This window comes from Arthrobacter humicola, from assembly GCF_022803015.1.
In the GTDB taxonomy this organism is placed as follows: Bacteria; Actinomycetota; Actinomycetes; order Actinomycetales; family Micrococcaceae; genus Arthrobacter; species Arthrobacter humicola_A.
This window is the reverse complement of sequence record NZ_JAFKON010000006.1, coordinates 210,454-230,641: the sequence shown is the minus strand read 5'-3', so window position 1 is coordinate 230,641 and position 20,188 is coordinate 210,454. Positions and strand designations below refer to the sequence as shown.

Genomic DNA, 20,188 nt, shown 5'->3' with positions numbered 1-20,188 from the left:
GGGGCCCCCGGGGTCAAGGACCTCAGTCGTCGAACGGCTTGAACCGCTCCACCGCGACCACTTTTTTCTTGCTGCCGCGGGCGACGTGGCAGACCACGATCTCGCCCGGCGCCAGGAACGGGTCCGAGGACGGCAGCAGGTCCCGCAGCCGGGAGTTCATGTGCTTCGCGAGTTGCTTCAGGACCGTGGGCAGGGCCGGACGGTGCGTACACAGCGCCACGGCCCGCTGCTTGTCGAACAATCCCTCGACGACGGCTGCCGTCTTGTGCGGGCTGCGGCTGTGCCGGTGCTCGGTGAGGGCCTCGTTGAGCTTGACCTTGGCGTCGGCCGCCTTGGCGTAGGGTGCGATGGTGGCCACGCACCGCAGCCACGGGCTTGAAACGATCCGCGCGGGCTTCCACGCCTGCAGGAGCCGCCCCACCGACTGCGCCTGCCGCATGCCGGTGGCGGCCAGCGGACGGTCGCCCTCGGCCTTGGACCAGGACGAGCGGGGCTTGGCCTTCGCGTGGCGCACGATCAGCAGCGGCCAGGTCGCCAGCTCCCCGCGGTCGTGGGCGTTCACCAGGTGCTGCAGCGGCTCGATGTCGCTCGGGTTGCTCAGGAGGCGGGCGGCCTTCTCGGGCGGGCACCACATGACGCTGTCGACTTCCGTGCCGTCCGGGATCAAGGCGGCGCCGTCGACGTCGACGGCCCAGTAGTGGACCACCTTCAGCCCGGCCGCCACATGGTAGTGGATGGGCGGGAGCGGGATCCCCAGGGGGGCGGTGAGCCCGATCTCCTCCTCCACCTCGCGCACGGCGCACTCCGGGATGGTCTCGCCGGCGTCGATTTTGCCCTTCGGCCAGGACCAGTCGTCATACCGCGGACGGTGGATCAGCAGGACCTCGAGCTGGTCCTTGTTTACCGAATTGAGGCGCCACGGGATGGCGCCCGCCGCCGTGACGGAAACCTCTTCACCGGGTTGGTCAGCCTGGTCCGCAACCAGTGCATCGCTGCTCACACTCACGATCCCTACCGCAGGCTGGTCGAGCGCTGGCGCGAGCGGGAGGCGAGCAGCCAGGACTGCACGTCCTTGAGGTCCTGGCCGTCTTCCGCCAGGTGGTGGCGGGTCCATTCACCCTGCTTGTCCAAATGCCAACTCGCCGTTTCGGGCACCATGTAGCGGTTGAGCAAGTCCAGGACATAGCTCGTGTCGTCGCCGCTCGTCAGCTGCACGAGGGCTTCAACCCGGCGGTCGAGGTTGCGGTGCATCATGTCGGCCGAGCCGATGTAAACCACCGGGTCGCCGGCATTGGCGAACGCGAAGACGCGGGAGTGTTCCAGGAAGCGGCCCAGCACGGAGCGGACCGTGATGTTCTCGCTCAGGCCGGGAACGCCGGGCCGCAGGGAGCAGATGCCGCGGACAATGACATCCACCTGCACTCCGGCCTGGGACGCGCGGTACAGGGAATCGATGATGGCTTCGTCCACCATCGAATTGACCTTGATCTGGACGCGGGCGGGGATGCCGGCCCGGGCGTTCCTGATCTCGGTTTCGATCCTGTCGATCAGCCCGGAACGGACCGAGCGCGGCGCCACGAGCAGCCTCTTGAACGTGGACTTCGGCGCGTAGCCGGAGAGCTGGTTGAACAGCTTCGAAAGGTCTTCGCCGACCTGTTCGTTCGCCGTCAGCAGGCCCAGATCCTCGTAGTAGCGGGCCGTGCGGGGGTGGTAGTTGCCAGTGCCGATGTGGCAGTAGCGGCGCAGGCCGTCCACTTCCTGGCGGACCACGAGGGAGAGCTTGCAGTGGGTCTTGAGCCCCACGATGCCGTACACCACATGGACGCCTGCCTGTTCCAGTTTCCGGGCCCAGGAGATGTTCGCCTGCTCGTCAAAGCGCGCCTTGATCTCCACGAGCGCCAGGACCTGCTTGCCGGCCTCGGCGGCGTCAATCAGGGCATCGACAATCGGGGAGTCACCGGACGTGCGGTACAGGGTCTGTTTGATGGCCTGGACTTTGGGGTCCGCGGCTGCCTGTTCCAGGAACGCCTGGACCGACGTGGAGAAGGAGTCATACGGGTGGTGCAGGAGGATGTCCCGTCGCCGCATGGCGGCAAAGACGTTGGCCGCCTTGGACGTTTCCGATTCGTTGAGGTAGCGCGAGGTGTGCGGGACGTGCTTGGGGTAGTGCAGGTCCGCCCGGTCGATCCCTGCAATCACCGAGAGTCCGCGCAGGTCCAGCGGCGCCGGCACGGAGTAGACCTCGGATTCCTCGACGCCGAGCTCGCGGATCAGCAGGGCACGGATGTTCGGGTTGATGTCATTGGTGACCTCAAGGCGGACGGGCGGGCCGAACCGGCGGCGCAGGAGTTCCTTCTCCAAGGCCTGCAGCAGGTTTTCGGCGTCGTCCTCTTCGACCTCGACGTCCTCGTTGCGGGTCACGCGGAAGATGTGGTGTTCCAGGACCTCCATGCCGGCGAACAGCTGGTCCAGGTGCACGGCGATCACTTCTTCGAGCGCGATGAACCGTGCCACCCGTCCCGGGACGGAGCCGGCGCGGGCGCCGTCGATGGAGATCAGGCGCGGGAGCTGGTCAGGGACCTTGACACGGGCGAAGAGCTCCTTGTCGCTGACCGGGTTGCGGACCACTACGGCGAGGTTCAGGGACAGCCCGGAGATGTAGGGGAACGGGTGCGCCGGGTCCACGGCCAGCGGCGTCAGGATCGGGAAAACTTTTTCCGCGAACATGGCGCTGAGCTGGTCCTTGGCCTGCGAGTCGAGTTCCTCCCAGTGCATCAGGTGGATGTGCTCATAGGCCAGCGCCGGACGGATCTGTTCGGCGTAGACCCGGGCGTGGCGCTGCTGCAGCCGGTGGGCCTCCTCGCCGATCTGCTCCAGGACCTGCATGGGGCTCAGCCCGGCAGGGGAGGGGACGGCGAGCCCCGTGGCGATCCGCCGCTTCAGCCCGGCCACCCGGACCATGAAGAACTCGTCCAGGTTGGAGGCGAAGATGGACAGGAAGCTGACCCGCTCCAGCAGGTACAAGTTGGGGTCCTCGGCCAATTCCAGGACCCGCGCGTTGAACGCAAGCCAGCTCAGTTCCCGGTCCAGGAACCGGTCGGGGCGGATGTCGCCTTCCGGTTCCGGGTTCGGCGCGAACTCCGGAATATCGATCCGGTCCTGCGTGGCGCGCGAGGCCGGCACTTCGGAGGAGCCAAAGCGGGCACGTACCGGACGCGCCCCCTTTTCCGGCGTTGCTGGTTCAGACGTGGATGTCCGGGCGGTATCCCGTGGCATGGTGTCTCCTCAATGCTGGCGCGATGTAGCTTCAACCTTACAAGCAATCGTGGCCGGATGACCCCAGGTTTCGGCCCGGGCCGGGACGGTTATCCGCCGACTTGACTAACGCCGTCCGGCGCGGCAGCGGCGGCCTGTGCTGGCTGCTGCGGCAGCGGCGCGTACATCACATCGACATCCCAGCGGGTGAATCCGAGCCGGCGGTAGAGGGCGACGGCGGGGGTGTTGTCGGCATCGACGTAGAGCATGACGGCGCGGAGCCCCAGGCCCTGGAGATGCCTGATGCCGGCGACCGTGAGGGCCTTGCCGAGCCCGGACCCCTGGGCGTCGGGGGTCACGCCCACCACGTAGACCTCGCCCATTGCGGGGTGGTCGCCGTGCCGGGGGTGCACCTTGGTCCAATGGAATCCCAGGATCCGGTCCGCCGGGTCGACGGCCAGCAGGAAGCCCGCGGGATCAAACCACGGTTCGGCCATCCGGGCGTCCAGATCGGCCCGCGTCATGTTGCCTTGCTCCGGGTGGTGGGCGAAAGCGGCCTTGTTTGCGGCCAGCCAGCCGTCCTCGTCCCGTCCGGGCACGAAGGTGCGGAGCTGTACGCCGTCCGGGAGGTGCGCCTCCGGCAGGGCCGCTGCCGCCGTCATCAACCGCATCTTCCACAGCTCACGCACGGCGCCGTAGCCGTAGCGGGCTGCGAGGTCGGCCGCGGCCTCGTGGTTTCCGTGGGACCAGGCTTTCAGGCCGGCGAAGCCGCGGACGGTCTTCAGTTCGCCCAGCAGGCGGTCGCCCACGCCCTGGTTGCGGTAGCTGGGATGGACGGCGACCTCGAGGATGCCGGTGCCGTCGGGCTCCTCGATGACGACGGCGACGCCGGCCAGGTCCTGCGCCGTCGCGGGATCCAACTTGTCGTCAGGGGCATAGAGGGCCAGGGCAAGCACCGAGTGCTCGCCCGTATCGCCGGCGCGCAGCGTGACAAGGGTCTGTTCGGACAGCGGCGGATTGCCGTCGGACTCTTCCGCCGCGGCGACAAGGGCGGCGACGTCCCGCAGCAGCGCGGCGTCCATGGTTCCTTTTTCAGTGTGTACGGGCCAGTTTTCCGGGTGCGCAGGGCTCATGGTGCAAGGCTATCGGGTGCATGGGGGTCAGCGGCCGATTTTGTCGAACTGCGGACGGCCCCGTATAGTCGTTATCTCGTCCGGCGTTGAGCCAGATGCGAGGGGGATCCACCACTGGGGTGGCCTCGATACGTTCGACCCGTATGTCCTCCACTGAGAAGTACTGCTAGATACTGAGAAGTTTGTGCCGATGGTTTGGTGCACCATGAAGGCCCCGGACTCTGGATTCCAGAGTCCGGGGCCTTCTGCGTTCAGTGCTTGTGTACAGTTCCTGCGTACCGGCGCCGCCGCGTCGTGGCGGCCGTGGCGCTCAGGCCTCGGTCAGTTCGTCCTCGGGCTGGCGGACCAGGGTCAGGCGGTAGCCGACGTTGCGGACGGTGCTGATCAGGTTCTCGTGGTCGGCGCCCAGCTTGGCCCGCAGCCGCCGGACGTGGACATCCACGGTGCGCGTGCCGCCGTAGTAGTCGTAGCCCCAGACTTCGGTCAGCAGCTGCTGGCGGGTGAACACCCGGCCGGGGTGCTGGGCCAGGTATTTCAGCAGCTCAAATTCCTTGAAGGTCAGGTTGAGCGCGGCGCCGTTGACCCGTGCGGTGTAGCTGGCCTCGTCAATCACGACGCCGGCGGCCCGGATTTCGGTCGGCACGTCCTCCTTCTCCGGAACGGCGCGCGCGACGCCGAGCCGGATCCTGGCCTCGACTTCTGCCGGGCCCGCGGATTCCAGGAGGATGTCGTCCACGGCCCACGCCGAGGAGACCGCGGCCATGCCGCCCTCGGTGAGGATCAGCATCAACGGGGCGCTGAGGCCGGTGGCCTTGAGCAGCTGGGTGAGGGAACGTGCGCCGACCAGGTCCTTGCGGGCATCGAGCAGGACGATGTCGCAGGGGTCGGTCTCGAGCAGGGCAGTGGGCTCGGCCGGAAGGATATGCACCCGGTGGTTCAGCAGTTCCAGAGCAGGCAGGACGTCCACGGATGTTCCCGTGCTGTTCGTCAATAGCAGGATGTGCGACATTGTTCCTCCAAGGGGTGTCCGCGCATCGTTGGGCGTCTTGTTGCTGATGTTGAGTATACCTAAGGGCCCCATTCCGGCCATGGTCCCGTCACCTCCGGCGCCTCCTTTTGCGACACATACCGTTCACATAGGGCAGGATTGAACCGTCAGGGCCCGCGGCCCGTCGAAATTGAGCCGAGTCGAATTGGGGTCCGCAGTGAGCGAAGGTCTGGCCATGCTGGGTCTGCCGATGGCGAGCAGACAGTGAAGCCGTGGAGCGTCGGGATCATCGGCCTGGCCGGTCTCGCGGCGATTGTCGCCGGAGCCTATGCCTCGCCTGAGGTCCTCCTGGCCGTCGCGGCGCTCGCCGCCGCCGGCATCGGTATCGGCTGGCCCTACTTTCTCGGCATCCCCGCCAAGAAGACGCTCGCGGTCTTGATTGGCCTGCCCGGCGTCGGGTCGGCAGTGGCTGCGACCTATCTCCCGGCTCCGGGCTTCCTGGACTGGACGCCGTCGTTCTTGGCCGTCGGGGTCATGGCAATCTTCGTCATGCAGCTGATCCGGGGCACCGGTCAGGCCCAGCGCCTCGAATCCACCCTGGGCTCGTGCGCGGGTGTCCTGCTCTCCTGCCTCGGCGCCGGCTGGATTGCGAGTTCGCGCTTCAACGGGGTCCGCGAAATGATCCTCGTGGCGGCCATCAGTTCGGCGATCGCGCTGCTGGCGGGGCTGATCCGCTGGCCGGACCGGATCGTGGCGCCGCTGGGCATCGTGAGCGCCGGCCTTGCCGGGCCGCTCGCCGGCCTGGTGTTCTCCGACATTGCCGTGCTGCCGGCGGCCCTCGTCGGCGTCGTCGTGGGGGCGGTGCTGGTGAGTTTCCGCCGCCTCGTCATCCTCAACGGTGAGGGCCTAAATGTTTTGGCGGCCGTGGGCATGGGGCTCGGGCCGGTTTCTGCTGTCGGTTCACTGGCCTACTTCATAGACAAACTACTCATCTACTAAGCGTTAGGATGGCATCATGTCCGTACTTGCATATGAGATCTTTTTCCTTGTCCTGCTTGGCGTGGCCAGCCTGTCCATGGCGTGGTTTGCCGGCTTTGTCGTGTACCGCCTCTTCAAAGGCCAGAAGTAAGACGTTCCAGACCCCGTAGCTTCCAGAGGTAGATGCTGTGCCGATTGAAATCCCTACTGATCTGACCCCCGAAATCGTTCCGCTGTCCTGGCTCATTGGTGAGTGGGAGGGCAGCGGCCGGCTGGGGGCTGGAGACGAGGACTCCGAGCACTTCCTGCAACACGTCTCGTTTACGCACAACGGCCTGCCGTACCTGCAGTACCGTGCCGAGAGTTGGCTGACCGACGACGAGGGCACCAAACTGCGTCCCCTCACCGTCGAGACCGGCTTCTGGGCGCTGGAGCGTAAGCAGCGCGAGGAGGACGGCGGCCCCGGCCTGATCCCGGCGGACATCGTCCCGGTGCTCAAGAGCGCCGACGAGGTGGAGGCCCTGCGCAACAGCGACGGCGGCTTCGACATCTCGGTCTCCATCGCCCACCCCGGCGGGATCTCGGAGCTGTACTACGGCCAGATCAAGGGCCCCCAGATCCAGCTCAGCACCGACATGGTGATGCGCGGCAGCCACTCCAAGGAGTACACGGCGGCCACCCGGATCTTCGGGCTGGTGGAAGGAAACCTGCTGTGGCGCTGGGACGTGGCCACCGGCAAGAATTCGACGGCGGGCGGCGGCCTGGAGGCCCACGCATCGGCCATCCTCGCCAAAGTAGGCTAATTACGCGGTCTCACTGATTTTTCCGTTGTCACCATCGACCCAGGAGAAATGCCGTGAACGACACAGTCACCAGCTCAGCCGGCAGCACAGCACCCGGCAGCGCCAGCTACGCCGACCTCAAGGCCGTGTTCTTCAACGGCACGCTCAAGAAGTCCCCGGACGTGTCCAACACCCAGGGCCTGATCGAGGTCAGCCGCCGGATCATGGAGAAGCAGGGCGTCACCACCCGCGTGATCCGCACGGTGGACCACGACATCGCCAGCGGGGTCTACCCGGACATGCGCGAACACGGCTGGGCCACCGATGAGTGGCCGGAACTCTACCCGGCCGTCCAGGAAGCGGACATCGTCGTCGTCGCGGGGCCCATCTGGCTGGGGGACAACTCCTCGCAGACCAAGAAGCTCATCGAGCGCCTCTACGCCCACTCCGGGCAGCTGAACGCGAAGGGCCAGTGGGCCTACTATCCGAAGGTGGGCGGCTGCCTCATCACCGGCAATGAGGACGGCATCAAGCATTGCGCCATGAACGTCCTGTACAGCCTCCAGCACATCGGCTTCACCATCCCGCCGCAGGCCGACGCCGGCTGGATCGGTCCCGTCGGGCCGGGACCGAGCTACCTTGACCAGGGGTCCGGGGGGCCGGAGAGCGATTTCACCAACCGCAACACCACCTTCATGACCTGGAACATGCTGCACCTGGCGCGCATGCTCAAGGATGCGGGCGGCATTCCCGCCTACGGAAACCTGCCAGATGCCTGGAAAGCGGGCACCCGTTTCGACTTTGAAAATCCGGAATACCGCTAGGACCGGCCTGCCCCACAGTCCGGCGGAGCCAGATTGTCCCTGCCGGGGCCGGAACCTGCCGGGCCCGGAATACGCACAGAGCTAAGGACGTTCCTTTCAATATGACTATCAAAAGCCCCCTGTTGTCGCGCCCGGCCGCGGTTGAGGCCGGCGGCGCCGATGCCGGCGTCGCCGCCCACTACGGCGAGCCTCTCCGGGAGCAGCGGGCGCTGGCCGTCGGCACCGCCGTCGTCGATCTCTCACACCGCGGTGTGGTGACGGTCAGCGGGCCGGACCGCCTGAGCTGGCTCAACACGCTGTCCTCCCAGCAGCTCACTTCGCTGGCCCCTGGCCAGTCCACCGAACTGCTGTTGCTGAGCGTGCAGGGCCGGATCGAATTCGACGCCAGGGTGGTGGACGACGGCGCCACGACCTGGCTGATCGTCGAGGCAGCCGAGGCGGCCCCGCTCGCCGAATGGCTCAACAAGATGAAGTTCATGCTCCGGGTCGAAATCGCGGACGTCTCCGCCGACTGGGCCGTACTCGGCTCCACACACCGCATCCCGGAATGGGAGGCGCTGCAGGCCTGGCAAGACCCGTGGCCGCACGTCGGCGCCGGCGGCTACTCCTACGCTGTGGTGGGCGAGGACGCCCATCCAGGACTGGAACGGCCCTGGTTTGAGTACCTGGTCCCCGCGGACGAGCTGGTCGCGACCGTGGGCGACCGTGCCCTCGCCGGCACCATGGCGTCCGAAGCGCTGCGGATTGCGGCGTGGCGGCCCCGCTGGGGCGCGGAAACGGACGACAAGACCATCCCGCATGAGCTCGACCTCCTCCGCACTGCCGTGCACCTGGCCAAGGGCTGCTACAAGGGCCAGGAGACGATCGCGCGAGTCCACAACCTGGGCCACCCGCCGCGCCGTCTCGTGTTCCTCCAGCTCGACGGTTCCCAGCACACCCTGCCCGCGGCCGGGAGCGAGGTGCGTGCGGGCGAACGGAAGGTGGGCACCGTGACCTCCGTGGCGCAGCACTACGAAATGGGCCCCGTCGCCCTGGCCGTCATCAAACGCTCCGTCGCCCCGGACGAGGTCCTGACCGTCGTGGACGGGGACGAGCCGTACTCCGCGGCCCAGGAAGTCATTGTGGCCCCCGACGCCGGCCAGGTGGTAGGCCGCCAGACCGGCTTCCTGCGGGGCACCCGATGAGCGGCGAGTCCAAAGTGAACGAGCCGGGCGCCGCGCCCGACGACGAGACACTCGCGCTGGCGCACGCGCTCTTCGACGCCGCCCGCGAGGGCAACTCCGCTCTGCTGGGCAGCTACCTGGCCGCCGGCGCCCCGGCCACGCTGACCACCTCCTCCGGCGACTCGCTGGTGATGCTGGCGGCGTACCACGGCCACGCCGGCACTGTCCGGCTGATCCTGGACCACGGCGGCGACGCCAACACGCCGAACGACCGCGGCCAGACCCCGCTGGCCGGTGCTGTCTTCAAGGGCTACACGGACGTGGCCCGGGAACTGCTGGACGCCGGGGCCGACCCGGACGCCGGCACCCCCAGCGCGCGGGCCGCCGCGCAGATGTTCGCCCGGACGGACATCCTGGCCCTCCTCGGCTGACCAATCGCGCCTCGGGCCGGGGCGCGGCCGGCCCGGGTTGGGGAGGATTCCCCCCAAATACTCCACGTGGAATAATCATTAGTGGAGTAACTGCCGTTTAGGCCGAAGAGAACACTGCTAAACCGAGAAGGACTGCACCATGGCCCGGGCAACAGCATTGACACCCCTAGGTGTCGCCGCACTTTCCCTGCTCGTGGAAGAGCCGATGCATCCCTACGAGATGTACCAGCTCCTGATCGCACGGCACGAGGACCGGCTGGTCAAGGTGCGGCCAGGAACGCTTTATCACGCCGTCGGGCGGCTCGAGGATCGGGGGCTGGTCACAGCCACGGGAACGGACCGGGGAGGCAACCGTCCGGAGCGCACCACCTACACGATCTCGGCTGCCGGCCGCGAAGCGTTCACGACGTGGCTGCAGGACATGCTCGCCGCCCCGGTCAACGAATACCCGGCCTTCCCGCTGGCCATCTCCGAGGCCTACAACCTGCCCGCCGCCGTCGTCGTGGAACTCCTCGACCGGCGTCTTCAGGCGTTGGAGGAACAGCTCGGCTTCCTGGTCTCCGGCGAGGAACTGCTCGCGAAGAAGGGCGTGGAGCGCAAGTACTGGATCGATGTCCAGTTCCAGCTGAGCACGCTGCGCGCCGAAATCGCCTGGATCCGCAGCCTTCAGGACCAGCTCCGCTCCGGCGAACTGCCGTGGTGAACTCCGCGCAGGACCGCGGCCGGGACCCGGCCGCCCCCACACACAGCCCATCCACCGTTTCACACCAGCCCCTAAGGAACCGCATGGAAAACGTAGCCCGGCCATGGCCGGCACTCTGGTCCCTGGTGATCGGCTTCTTCATGATCCTGATCGACACCACCATCGTCTCGGTGGCCAACCCCAGCATTATGGAGGGCCTCAACACTGACATTAACTCGGTGATCTGGGTCACCAGCGCCTACCTGCTCGCCTATGCCGTGCCGCTGCTGATCACGGGCCGGCTCGGGGACCGTTTCGGTCCGAAGAAGCTCTACCTCTCCGGACTCGTCGTCTTCACTGTGGCATCGCTGTGGTGCGGCCTCTCCGGCAGCGTCGAGATCCTCATCGCGGCCCGTGTGGTCCAGGGACTCGGCGCGGCCATGATGACGCCGCAGACCATGGCCGTCATTACCCGGATCTTCCCCCCGGACCGCCGCGGAGCGGCCATGGGCATCTGGGGTGCCACGGCCGGCGTCGCCACGCTGGTTGGCCCGATCCTCGGCGGCGTGCTGGTGGACGGCCTCGGCTGGGAATGGATCTTCTTCATCAACGTTCCCGTCGGGATTGTCGGCTTCATCCTCGCCCAGCGTTTCGTGCCCTCGCTGACAACCCACCCGCACAAGTTCGATATTCCCGGCGTGCTGCTCAGCGCCCTCGGCCTGTTCCTCCTGGTCTTCGGCATCCAAGAGGGCGCGACGTACGACTGGGGCACCATCGCCGGCCCCATCACCGTCTGGGGCCTGATCATCAGCGGCATCGCCGTGCTGGTGGTCTTCGTCCTGTGGCAGAAGTTCAACACGGGTGAACCGCTGCTGCCCCTGTCCCTTTTCAAGGACCGGAACTTCTCGCTCGCCAACATTGCGATCACCACGGTGGGCTTCACCGTCACCGCGTTCAGCCTGCCGCTGATCTTCTACTACCAGATCGTCCGCGGACTGACCCCGACCCAGTCGGCGCTCATGATGGTGCCGATGGCGCTGATCTCGGGCGGCCTCGCCCCCGTCGTCGGCCGGATCATCGACAAGGTCAACCCGAAATTCATCACCGCGACCGGCCTGGTCCTGATGTCCGTGGCGCTGTTCTGGAATGCCCTGCTCATGCACCCGGACACCCCCATCTGGCTGTTCCTCCTGCCGAGCGCAGTGCTGGGCTTCGCCAATGCAGGCATCTGGGCGCCGTTGAGTTCCACCGTCACACGCAACCTGCCGCCGCGGCAGGCGGGAGCCGGCTCAGGCGTCTACAACACGACCCGCCAGATCGGCGCCGTACTCGGCAGCGCCGCCATCGCCGTCCTGATCCAGTCGCGGCTTGTGGCCGAGCTCCCCGCCCGGCCCGGAGCAGGCGCAGACGCCAGCCCGATGGGCTTCGGCGGGGCCTTGCCGGCGGAACTTCATGAGGGGTTCTCGACGGCGATGGGCCAATCCATCCTGCTGCCGGCGGCGGTCATTCTGCTCGGTGCTGCCGTGGCGCTGTTCTTCGCCAAGCCCAAGCCGGTCCAGGGCTGGGGCGAACCAGATGCTGCCGCAGCCACAGCCGCAGCAGCCGCCGCGGACCAAGCGGACGCGGACGAAGCCGACGCGGACAGGGCCGCAGCGGAGCGCGGCTAGCCTGGCGGCATCCGGATCAGCCCAGCAGCACGCTGGTCTGGATGCCGCCCGCAGAAAATCCCAGGCTCCGGGCCAGCGCCAGCGACCCCTTGTTGCTAACTTCTGAACGCCACTGCAGCGTCAGCCCCGCGGCGAGGGCCTCGTGGGCGGCTACCGAGGCGGCCAGCTTGCCCAGGCCGTGGCGCCGCCATTCGGGCGAGACCAGCACGCCCATATGGGCCAGCAGCCCTTCCCATTCCGCATACGCCCCGCAGGCCACCGGCGTCCGCCGCCCGTCTTCCAGATGCAGGACGGTGAAGCGGTGTTCCAGGTCGGCGAGGCCCACCTCGTTGACGTCGTCGGGCGGGCAGAACGTCTCCAGTTCGATCGCTTCCGGGTTCCCGTGCGAGACCGTCAACTCCCCGGCAGGCTGCTGCAGGGGGAGGTCGTCGGCGAAGAAGAGTGCCGCGGCGCCGAGCCCGTGGCCGCCGTGCCCGCGGGTGATGGTCAGCAGCGTCACGTGCTGGGCCAGTTCCTCGTCCGAGAGACCCTCGGCGGCGTCCAGCGCCCACTGCGGGCCCACCAGGGCGGAATTGCCGAACAGGCGGACGAACTGCAGGGACCGGGCTGTCTCATCCGCCCGGGTGAGCCTCACGCCGGCGGCAGCCGCGAAGGCGCCGTCGTCGAACCCCAGGCGGCGCGCCCATGCGAGCTGGACAATTTCTGCGGAACCGGGCTCAAGAGTCATGAATCAACCCTACCCACCGCGGCCGGGCGTCCGGTTGCCCCCTGCCTGGCTGCGGCGCTGCCCGCCCGGCTCTTCCCAGCGGGCCGCGCCGAGCCGGACCCCGCCGGTGTTGTCCCGCTTAGCCGAAGAGGACTGCGGCCTCGTCGTAGCGGCTCTGCGGTACGGACTTGAGGTTGCCGAGTGCGGCGTCGAAACCGACATGCACAATATCCGTGCCGTGCAGCGACACCATGGTGCCCCAGCGCTTTTCCACTACCGAATCGATGGCGGCCATGCCCAGGCGGGTGGCCAGGACCCGGTCGAACGCCGTCGGGACGCCACCGCGCTGGATGTGGCCAAGGACCGTCGCACGGGTCTCGATGCCGGTGCGGGCCTCCAGTTCGGGGGCAAGCATTTCGGCGATGCCGCCGAGGCGGGGCCGGCCAAAGGTGTCGAGGCCGCGCTCCGAATGCGGGGACTCCTGGCCTTCGGGCACAAACCCCTCGGCGACGACGAGCAGCGGGGCGCGGCCACGGTCGTGGGCGGAGACGACCCACTCGGCGATCTGTTCCATGGAGGCCTTCTGTTCCGGGATCAGGATGGCGTGGGCGCCCGAGGCCATTCCGGCGTGCAAGGCGATCCAGCCCACATGCCGTCCCATGACTTCGGCAATCATGCAGCGGTGGTGGGACTCTCCGGTGGTGCGCAGCCGGTCGATTGCCTCGGTGGCGATTTCCACGGCCGTGTCGAAGCCGAAGGTGTAGTCCGTGGCGTCCAGGTCGTTGTCGACCGTCTTGGGCACGCCCACGATTTTGAGGCCGGCGTCGGTGAGCCGCTTTGCGGCGGCCAGGGTGCCTTCGCCGCCGATGGCGATGATGGCGTCGATCCCGAGCCGGTCCATGTTGGCTTTGATGACCTCGGGACCGCCGCCGTTCTCAAACGGGTTGGTTCGGGACGTGCCCAGGATGGTGCCGCCCTGCTTGGCGATGCCGCGGACCATGGTGCGGGGAATTTCCACGATGTCGCCCTCGACAACGCCGCGCCAGCCATCCTTGAATCCTACGAACTGCTGGCCGTGGACCGCGATTCCTTTGAGGACGGCGCCACGGATGACGGCGTTCAGGCCGGGGCAGTCTCCGCCGCTGGTGAGGATTCCAATTTTCATGTCTTGGCTCAAATCCTGGTTTGAAGGGGTACAGGCAGAGCGCCACGCTGAGCTCACCCTAGAGTCTAGTGGCGGGTGTGGGGCAGGACACAAACGGTTACAAAAGGTGCCCCCGCCATGATGGCGGGGGCACCTTTTCGTGGTGCGGGGCAGCTACCGGGGAAGGTTGCCGCCGGGCCGGCCCGGCCTGTGAGTGGCCGGCCTGTGATTGGACGGCCGGTGACGGATGTCAGGGCCGGGAGGAACGCTTCGAGAGGAAGCTTTGGAGGACGATTGCGTTGCGCTGGTCCGGGAGGAGGAGCCAGGCCGCGACGTAGACCACGAACGCCGGGCCAGGGAGCAGGCTCAGGAGCAGGTAGGCGATCCGGACATAGGCCACATCAACGTTCAGTTTGGCGGCAACCCCGCCGCAAACGCCGCCAACCCAGCGCTGCGGACCACGTTTCAGGCCGAGGCCCCGGATGGTGTCGAAGAATTTATCCATGGCTCAAGACTTCCCTGTAGTTGACTTATTGTCACGCCTGCGCGCCGAGACCAGGCCGCCCACGACCAGGGCGCCCCCTGCCCCGATCATCAGGCCGATCAGCACATAGGTGCCGTTGAGGGCCACGAGGCCGAGCCGGGAAATGATGATCAGTGCGGCCAATGCCACCACTGTCAGTCCCCAGACCACTGTGCCCACCCGGGCGGGCGAACCCGCTTCGGGGTCGTGCCCGGCGTCGGCCAGCGGCGAGTCGTCATAGCTGCTCATGTCAGTTGCCTTCCTTGATGGTCACGTTGCTGACGGTGCCGGAGATCTCCAGGACCAGCCGGGCGCCCGGTTTTGCGGTGTTGTAGTCGCTTTGCTGCGTCGTCATGCCGCCGCGGTCCTGGTTGCCGTCGTGGAGGTTGCCCATGGTCATGTCCGCCTGGACGTGCACCGGAACGGTGGCGGGGATGACGACTGTGAGGTTGCTGGCCGTCGCGTCGATCGGAACTACGACATCGGAGCCCAGGGGCGGATTCAGCGCCAGCTTGGTCAGGTCCACGGTTCCGGCGCCGCCGGTGATCTCGAAGCCGCCTTGGGCCTGCTGAATGCTCGCCGGAGCCCAGTCGGCGTTCTGGAAGCGGAACCGGTCCCCGTGGGGGACCACGCTGAAAATGGCGCCGATCAGCAGGGCCACGACTGAGAAGAAGCCCAGGATCCCGGAGGTCCGGCCCCGCAGCCCTGCAAACAGGATCCCGAGGCCCAGGATGGCCGCGCCGAAGGCCCAGACCAGCGCGTTGCCGGCATCGCCGAGATCGATCACGTTGGCTGCGTCGAGGGCCTTGATGCTCCCGCCCACCAGGAGGGCGGAGCCGACGGTGATGGCGACCGCCGGAGCGCCCGGGCCAAGGTTGCGCGCGGCCGGTGCGGGCGGTGTGGCGCCGGACCCCGGTCCGTAGCCGTCTGGGGGAACAGGGCCGGGCGGTACGGGGCCGGACGCAATGGGTCCCGACGGCGGGGGCGGACCCCAGTCCGGGCCGGTGCCGGTGACTCGAGAGCTGTCAGCCGGGTCGCCATATGTCCGGCCGCTGCCCTGCGGGAAGCTGCCTGCCGATGGCGGCCCGGCGGCGGTGCGGGGGCTAGCCGCAAAAGCCGCGGCGCCGGTCGGGCTGCCGGAGTCGTAATGCGACGGCATGGCAGTGGCCCCGTCCCGGATCTTGTTGCGTTGGGTCAGGTAGTAGACGAGGTAGATGGCCCCGCCCACCCAGAAGACGGTCCAGACGAAGGCGCCAAAGCCGAAGCGGTCCCAGCCCCAGACCCCGGTGCCCAGGCTGGGGAAACCGATGACCGAGGTGATGAGCGCGCCGGTCATGCCGGCCGTCCACCGCCCTGCGGCGGCCTCCTGGACGTGAATGCGGCCGTCGGGTTCGGGCAGCAAGGCCCAGGCCAGGCCGTAGGCGAGAACGCCAATTCCGGCGAAGACGGTCAGGACGATCAGGACGCCGCGGATAATCAGCGGGTCGACGCCGAGCCGGTGGGCTATGCCGCTGGCCACGCCGCCGATCCAGCGGTCGCGTCCGCGGTAAATGCCCTGGCTGCGGATCCAGTCGAAGAAATTCTGGGTTTGCCGGCCGGGCAACGGCCCATTCGGATCGCCGGGCGGGTAAAGCCGCGGCGGCTCCGGCGGCGCGCCGCCCGGCCCGGAGAAGGCCGGAGCGGGCTGGCCCGTGCCTGGAAGTTCGGGGACGGAACGTTCCGTGTGCGGAAGGTCTGCGGCGGGGCGTTCGGGTTCGGTACGTTCCGGTTCTGGAAGGTCCGATTCTGGAAGTTCGGGGCGGGATAGATCCGTGGCCGGCCGGTCTGCGGAGGCCGGGCCTTCATCGGGGTGCGGAGTGTGCGGGTTCATACTTCGATCCTTCCCGTTCCCGATGCCGGCCTCTACTGGGGAACACCCTGAACGGTCCCTGAGTGGCCCCCGGTTGGGCCCTCAAACGCGTCCGGGAAACCCCGATCCGTGCTTGGATTGAGGCATGACAACCGCGCCCGCCCGCCCGCCGCTGGTCCGCAGCAGCGACCGCGTGATTGCCGGCGTGTGCGCGGGCCTCGCCAACCACCTGGGCTGGCCGGTGCGCATGGTCAGGATCGGCATGGCAGTGGCCGCGCTCGCCGGCGGGGCCGGGGTGGCCTTCTACGCCTGGCTTTGGATCATGGTCCCCACGGCGGATGAAAACGCCCGGCGCACCGCCCGCCGCCCGGCGTCGCCCATCGCTCCGGCAGTGAGCTTCCCGGACACCCCGGGCGTCGCAGACCTGTCCGACGCCCCCGGCATGCCGGGAGCTCCCGGAACCAGTGGAACGCCAACGAAGGCGGCGCCGGGGTCCTGGCGGTCCAAAGTCTCCGGCATGCCCTTCGGCAAGGAGATCCTGCTGGGCGCGGGCCTGTTGCTGGCCGCCGGGATCCTGATCGCCCGGCTCGTTGGGGTTGACGTGCCGCTGGGAACCCTGATCCCGGTCGCTGCGATCCTGGGCGGTGCCGCGATCGCCTGGATGCAACTGGACGAGACCCGCCGGGCGGGGCTCGTGGACAAGACCAAAGCGGACCAGGCCGGCGGCTGGGCCCGCCTCGCGGCCGGGCTCGCCCTCGTCGTGGCCGGGGTGCTGGTCATGGTGTCCGGCTCGGGGTCCTGGGAACAGACCTGGCTCGCCCTCCTGGCCTCGGTGGCCGTGCTCGGCGGCGTGGCCCTGGTGCTCCTGCCATGGGGGCTGAAGTTCTGGCGCGACCTGGAAACCGAGCGCGCGGGGCGGGTCCGCGCCACCGAGCGTGCCGAGATCGCCGCCCACCTCCATGACTCCGTGCTGCAGACCCTCGCCCTGATCCAACGCCGGGCCGCCAACGAGCACGATGTCATCAGGCTGGCCCGCGCGCAGGAGCGCGAGCTGCGTGGCTGGCTGTACCGGGACTCCGACAAGGAATCCGGCCAGCTGTCCGACGGCATCAAGGCCGCCGCAGCCGAGGTCGAGGACGCCCTGGGAAACGCCGTCGAGGTGGTCAGCGTGGGGGACTGCGCCATGACCCAACGCCACGAGGCCCTCGTCCAGGCATCCCGAGAGGCCATGCTGAACGCCGCCCGGCACGGCGGCGGCGCCGTGTCCGTGTACCTGGAAGTCACCGACGCCGCCGCGGAAGTTTTCGTCAAGGACCGGGGCCCGGGCTTCGATCCGGATTCCGTTCCCCCGGACCGGCTCGGCGTCAGGGAATCGATCATCGGCCGGATGAACCGCCACGGCGGCACCGCCGCGATCACCAGCAGCCCGGACGGCACCGAAGTGCGGCTCCGGCTGCCCATCGCCGCCGCCTCTGCCGGAACTGCCGCGGCCGCCGCCAACAACGCCAACGGAGAGGCCAAACCGTGACCAGCCCAACGTCAGGAAACCCTGTGCAACGAAACCCTGTGCAAGGAAGCCCCGCCCCGATTCGAGTGGTGATCGTGGACGACCACGCCATCTTCCGCTCCGGGTTGAAGGCGGACCTGGACCCGGACATCGTCGTCGCGGGGGAGGCCGGAACGGTGGAGGAGGCAATCGCCGTCATCGCAGTCCAGCGCCCCGACGTCGTGCTCCTTGACGTCCATCTTCCCGGCGGCCGGGGTGGCGGCGGACGCGAGGTCCTGGCCGGCTCGGCGCCCCTGCTGGGCACCACGCGGTTCCTGGCGCTGAGCGTCTCCGACGCGGCAGAAGATGTGGTGTCCGTGATCCGGGCCGGCGCGCGCGGCTATGTCACCAAGACCATCTCCGGCGCGGAGATCAGCGGCGCCGTCCGCCGCGTGGCCGGCGGCGACGCCGTCTTCTCACCCCGGCTGGCGGGCTTCGTCCTGGACGCGTTCGGCACGGCCCCCGCGGACATCGCCGACGACGAGCTCGACAAGCTCTCGGCGCGGGAACTCGAAGTGATGCGCCTTATCGCCCGCGGCTACAGCTACAAGGAGGTGGCCAAAGGACTGTTCATCTCGATCAAGACCGTTGAAACCCACGTCTCGGCCGTGCTGCGCAAACTCCAGCTCTCCAGCCGCCACGAGCTGACCCGCTGGGCCGCCGAGCGCCGCCTCCTTTAACGACAAACGCTCCCGCAAGTCCGGCGCCTAAAACCCGGACGCTCCCGCACGTCCGGCGCCTAAAACCAGGGCGCTCCCGCACTTCAGGCGCTTTTAGGCCCGACGCTTCCGCAGGTGGTGCGGTAATGCGGCGGGCGCTCGTCCGTTCTGCGGGAGCGTCGGGAATGTATGCTGCAGGACCTGCGGGAGCGTCAGTAGGAATGGTGCAGGACCTGCGGGAGCGTTTGGTAGGTTACTACTTCGCCTTGCCGAGGAAGTCCTGCAGGCGGGCGACGCCCGTGGCCAGGTCGTCGTCGCCGAGTGCGTAGGACAGGCGCAGGTAGCCGGACGGGCCGAACGCCTCGCCGGGAACCACAGCCACCTCGACCTCGTCCAGGATCAGCGCCGCGAGTTCGGCGGAGGTGGCCGGCCGCACCGGGCCGTTCGCAGACGGGAACTCCTTGCCCAGCAGCGCGCGGACGTCCGCGTACACGTAGAACGCGCCCTTCGGCGTCGGGCAGTCAACGCCGTCAATCGCGTTCAGACCTGCGACGATCGCCTTGCGGCGGCGGTCGAATGCCACCTTCATCTCATCGACGGCGGTCAGCGGCCCGGACACAGCAGCGAGGGCGGCGACCTGGGGGATGTTGGAGACGTTCGACGTCGCGTGCGACTGCAGGTTGGTGGCGGCCTTGATGACGTCCGCGGGCCCGATCATCCAGCCCACGCGCCAGCCGGTCATGGCATAGGTCTTGGCGACGCCGTTGAGGATGACCACCTTGTCGCCGAGCTCGGGCACCGCGGTGGCGATTGAGGTGAACGGCACGCCGTCGTAGGTCAGGTGTTCGTAGATCTCGTCGGTGACAACCCACAGGCCCTTGGACGCTGCCCACTGGCCGATCTCCTTGACCTGCTCCGGCGAGTACACGGCGCCGGTGGGGTTGGAAGGGGAGACGAAGAGCAGGATCTTGGTGCGCTCGGTAAGGGACGCTTCCAGCTGGTCCACGGTGACCAGGTAGCCCTGCTCCGGGCCAGCGAAGACCTCCACCGGCACGCCGCCGGCCAGCCGGATGGCCTCCGGGTACGTGGTCCAAAACGGGGTCGGAACAATGACCTCGTCGCCCGGATCCAGCAGGGTGGCGAAGGTGTTGTAGACGGCCTGCTTGCCGCCGTTGGTCACCAGCACCTGGGACGCCGCCGCCTGGTAGCCCGAATCCCGGAAGGTCTTGTCCGCGATGGCCTGCTTCAGTTCGGGGAGCCCGCCGGCGGGGGAGTAGCGGTGGTATTTCGGTTGGCTGGCGGCCTCGATGGCGGCCTGCACAATGTAGCCGGGGGTCGGGAAGTCGGGTTCCCCGGCACCGAAGCCAATGACCGGACGGCCGGCTGCCTTCAGCGCCTTCGCCTTGGCATCGACGGCCAGAGTGGCGGATTCGGCTATGGCGGAAATGCGCTGGGAAATGCGGGCAGCAGACATGGGCGGGTCCGTTCTTCGCTTGCAGCTGGAAGGCTGGATATGGGATTCGACGAAATCTACTCTATGCTGTTCAGCGGATCCCCCGGGGTGCCTGAACCCGAATGTGACTGACGGCTGTCAGTTGGTTTTCGCAGGCACGCAGGGGTCCGGAAGAGGGCCGGTTCGACGTAGGCGCAGTTGTTGCGTAGACTGGTTCTCCGGTGTTGAAAACACGATGATGGCCTGCGCCTCAGGGAAGCCTGTGGGACGCATCGGCCGGAGCGGTTTTTCTCCCCGAAGGGTAGTGGCGCAATTGGTAGCGCAGCGGTCTCCAAAACCGCAGGTTGCAGGTTCGAGTCCTGTCTGCCCTGCGCATGCTGTTCCGGATTATCCGGAACCAGCGCA

Annotated in this window: 19 protein-coding genes and 1 tRNA gene; 10 read left to right on the top strand and 10 right to left on the bottom strand. The window is 67.9% G+C overall.

The window, feature by feature from the left end:
- Positions 1-22: 22 nt before the first annotated feature.
- From ARTB_RS13880 to ARTB_RS13865, 4 genes are all read right to left on the bottom strand, one after another.
- Positions 23-1,000, bottom strand: coding sequence for an NUDIX hydrolase (locus ARTB_RS13880; protein WP_243181103.1), 978 nt, complete (start codon positions 998-1,000; stop codon positions 23-25).
- An 11-nt stretch (positions 1,001-1,011) separates the two neighbouring features.
- Positions 1,012-3,276, bottom strand: a complete 2,265-nt coding sequence (locus ARTB_RS13875) for an RNA degradosome polyphosphate kinase (RefSeq protein ID WP_028276525.1) — start codon at positions 3,274-3,276, stop codon at positions 1,012-1,014.
- 89 nt (positions 3,277-3,365) lie between these two features.
- A complete protein-coding gene (gene mshD, locus ARTB_RS13870; RefSeq protein WP_243181102.1) occupies positions 3,366-4,388 on the bottom strand; it encodes a mycothiol synthase in 1,023 nt (340 codons plus the stop codon).
- A 310-nt stretch (positions 4,389-4,698) separates the two neighbouring features.
- Positions 4,699-5,397, bottom strand: a complete 699-nt coding sequence (locus ARTB_RS13865; protein ID WP_028276526.1) for a winged helix-turn-helix transcriptional regulator — start codon at positions 5,395-5,397, stop codon at positions 4,699-4,701.
- A gap of 243 nt (positions 5,398-5,640) precedes the next feature.
- Here ARTB_RS13865 and ARTB_RS13860 point away from each other — a divergent pair, with 243 nt between their 5' ends.
- From ARTB_RS13860 to ARTB_RS13830, 7 genes are all read left to right on the top strand, one after another.
- Positions 5,641-6,375 carry a permease gene (locus ARTB_RS13860; RefSeq protein WP_223913795.1) on the top strand — a complete coding sequence of 245 codons (735 nt, stop codon included), beginning with the start codon at positions 5,641-5,643 and terminating at the stop codon, positions 6,373-6,375.
- A gap of 167 nt (positions 6,376-6,542) precedes the next feature.
- Entirely contained in the window at positions 6,543-7,157 is a 615-nt protein-coding gene (locus ARTB_RS13855; RefSeq protein ID WP_079550149.1) for an FABP family protein, read from the top strand.
- A gap of 53 nt (positions 7,158-7,210) precedes the next feature.
- Positions 7,211-7,960: a flavodoxin family protein gene (locus ARTB_RS13850; protein ID WP_243181101.1), complete on the top strand. Its 750-nt coding sequence runs from the start codon at positions 7,211-7,213 to the stop codon at positions 7,958-7,960.
- 101 nt (positions 7,961-8,061) lie between these two features.
- A complete protein-coding gene (gene ygfZ, locus ARTB_RS13845; protein ID WP_243181100.1) occupies positions 8,062-9,144 on the top strand; it encodes a CAF17-like 4Fe-4S cluster assembly/insertion protein YgfZ in 1,083 nt (360 codons plus the stop codon).
- Positions 9,141-9,554 carry an ankyrin repeat domain-containing protein gene (locus tag ARTB_RS13840; RefSeq protein WP_243181099.1) on the top strand — a complete coding sequence of 138 codons (414 nt, stop codon included), beginning with the start codon at positions 9,141-9,143 and terminating at the stop codon, positions 9,552-9,554. The genes ygfZ and ARTB_RS13840 overlap by 4 nt, the downstream gene beginning before the upstream one ends.
- Before the next feature lie 139 nt (positions 9,555-9,693).
- Positions 9,694-10,257 carry a PadR family transcriptional regulator gene (locus ARTB_RS13835; RefSeq protein ID WP_243181098.1) on the top strand — a complete coding sequence of 188 codons (564 nt, stop codon included), beginning with the start codon at positions 9,694-9,696 and terminating at the stop codon, positions 10,255-10,257.
- Positions 10,258-10,340: 83 nt separating this feature from the next.
- On the top strand, positions 10,341-11,903 hold the full coding sequence (locus ARTB_RS13830) for an MFS transporter (RefSeq protein WP_243181097.1): 1,563 nt from the start codon (positions 10,341-10,343) through the stop codon (positions 11,901-11,903).
- Between the two features lie 16 nt (positions 11,904-11,919).
- Here the strand turns inward: ARTB_RS13830 and ARTB_RS13825 are convergent, their stop codons facing one another.
- The 5 genes from ARTB_RS13825 to ARTB_RS13805 all read right to left on the bottom strand — a co-directional run bounded on the left by ARTB_RS13825 (position 11,920) and on the right by ARTB_RS13805 (position 16,146).
- Positions 11,920-12,630, bottom strand: coding sequence for a GNAT family N-acetyltransferase (locus ARTB_RS13825; protein WP_028276531.1), 711 nt, complete (start codon positions 12,628-12,630; stop codon positions 11,920-11,922).
- 118 nt (positions 12,631-12,748) lie between these two features.
- Positions 12,749-13,774, bottom strand: a complete 1,026-nt coding sequence (locus ARTB_RS13820) for a 6-phosphofructokinase (protein ID WP_018773638.1) — start codon at positions 13,772-13,774, stop codon at positions 12,749-12,751.
- Between the two features lie 229 nt (positions 13,775-14,003).
- Positions 14,004-14,258 (bottom strand): PspC domain-containing protein, encoded by a 255-nt coding sequence (locus ARTB_RS13815; protein ID WP_243181096.1) that lies wholly within the window; start codon positions 14,256-14,258, stop codon positions 14,004-14,006.
- A 3-nt stretch (positions 14,259-14,261) separates the two neighbouring features.
- Complete coding sequence (locus ARTB_RS13810; protein WP_028276533.1) at positions 14,262-14,525, bottom strand: hypothetical protein; 264 nt, start codon at positions 14,523-14,525, stop codon at positions 14,262-14,264.
- Between the two features lies 1 nt (position 14,526).
- Complete coding sequence (locus ARTB_RS13805; protein ID WP_243181095.1) at positions 14,527-16,146, bottom strand: PspC domain-containing protein; 1,620 nt, start codon at positions 16,144-16,146, stop codon at positions 14,527-14,529.
- 124 nt (positions 16,147-16,270) lie between these two features.
- Between ARTB_RS13805 and ARTB_RS13800 the strand changes: the two genes are divergently transcribed.
- Together ARTB_RS13800 and ARTB_RS13795 are read left to right on the top strand one after the other, a co-directional pair.
- Entirely contained in the window at positions 16,271-17,653 is a 1,383-nt protein-coding gene (locus ARTB_RS13800) for an ATP-binding protein (RefSeq protein ID WP_243181094.1), read from the top strand.
- Positions 17,654-17,718: 65 nt separating this feature from the next.
- Complete coding sequence (locus ARTB_RS13795; protein ID WP_243181155.1) at positions 17,719-18,351, top strand: LuxR C-terminal-related transcriptional regulator; 633 nt, start codon at positions 17,719-17,721, stop codon at positions 18,349-18,351.
- A 235-nt stretch (positions 18,352-18,586) separates the two neighbouring features.
- Here the strand turns inward: ARTB_RS13795 and ARTB_RS13790 are convergent, their stop codons facing one another.
- The gene (locus ARTB_RS13790; RefSeq protein WP_243181093.1) at positions 18,587-19,804 is read right to left on the bottom strand and encodes a pyridoxal phosphate-dependent aminotransferase; all 1,218 of its coding nucleotides are present in this window, start codon (positions 19,802-19,804) and stop codon (positions 18,587-18,589) included.
- 277 nt (positions 19,805-20,081) lie between these two features.
- Here ARTB_RS13790 and ARTB_RS13785 point away from each other — a divergent pair.
- Positions 20,082-20,154 (top strand) — tRNA-Trp (locus ARTB_RS13785).
- The last annotated feature ends 34 nt before the right edge of the window (positions 20,155-20,188 follow it).

Coding starts and splice junctions, on each gene's coding strand:
- ARTB_RS13830 (WP_243181097.1), top strand. CDS start 10,341: ATGGAAAACGTAGCCCGGCCATGGCCGGCACTCTGGTCCCTGGTGATC.
- ARTB_RS13825 (WP_028276531.1), bottom strand. CDS start 12,630: ATGACTCTTGAGCCCGGTTCCGCAGAAATTGTCCAGCTCGCATGGGCG.
- ARTB_RS13835 (WP_243181098.1), top strand. CDS start 9,694: ATGGCCCGGGCAACAGCATTGACACCCCTAGGTGTCGCCGCACTTTCC.
- ARTB_RS13805 (WP_243181095.1), bottom strand. CDS start 16,146: ATGAACCCGCACACTCCGCACCCCGATGAAGGCCCGGCCTCCGCAGAC.
- ARTB_RS13875 (WP_028276525.1), bottom strand. CDS start 3,276: ATGCCACGGGATACCGCCCGGACATCCACGTCTGAACCAGCAACGCCG.
- ARTB_RS13840 (WP_243181099.1), top strand. CDS start 9,141: ATGAGCGGCGAGTCCAAAGTGAACGAGCCGGGCGCCGCGCCCGACGAC.
- ygfZ (WP_243181100.1), top strand. CDS start 8,062: ATGACTATCAAAAGCCCCCTGTTGTCGCGCCCGGCCGCGGTTGAGGCC.
- ARTB_RS13810 (WP_028276533.1), bottom strand. CDS start 14,525: ATGAGCAGCTATGACGACTCGCCGCTGGCCGACGCCGGGCACGACCCC.
- ARTB_RS13865 (WP_028276526.1), bottom strand. CDS start 5,397: ATGTCGCACATCCTGCTATTGACGAACAGCACGGGAACATCCGTGGAC.
- ARTB_RS13820 (WP_018773638.1), bottom strand. CDS start 13,774: ATGAAAATTGGAATCCTCACCAGCGGCGGAGACTGCCCCGGCCTGAAC.
- ARTB_RS13800 (WP_243181094.1), top strand. CDS start 16,271: ATGACAACCGCGCCCGCCCGCCCGCCGCTGGTCCGCAGCAGCGACCGC.
- ARTB_RS13815 (WP_243181096.1), bottom strand. CDS start 14,258: ATGGATAAATTCTTCGACACCATCCGGGGCCTCGGCCTGAAACGTGGT.
- ARTB_RS13790 (WP_243181093.1), bottom strand. CDS start 19,804: ATGTCTGCTGCCCGCATTTCCCAGCGCATTTCCGCCATAGCCGAATCC.
- mshD (WP_243181102.1), bottom strand. CDS start 4,388: ATGAGCCCTGCGCACCCGGAAAACTGGCCCGTACACACTGAAAAAGGA.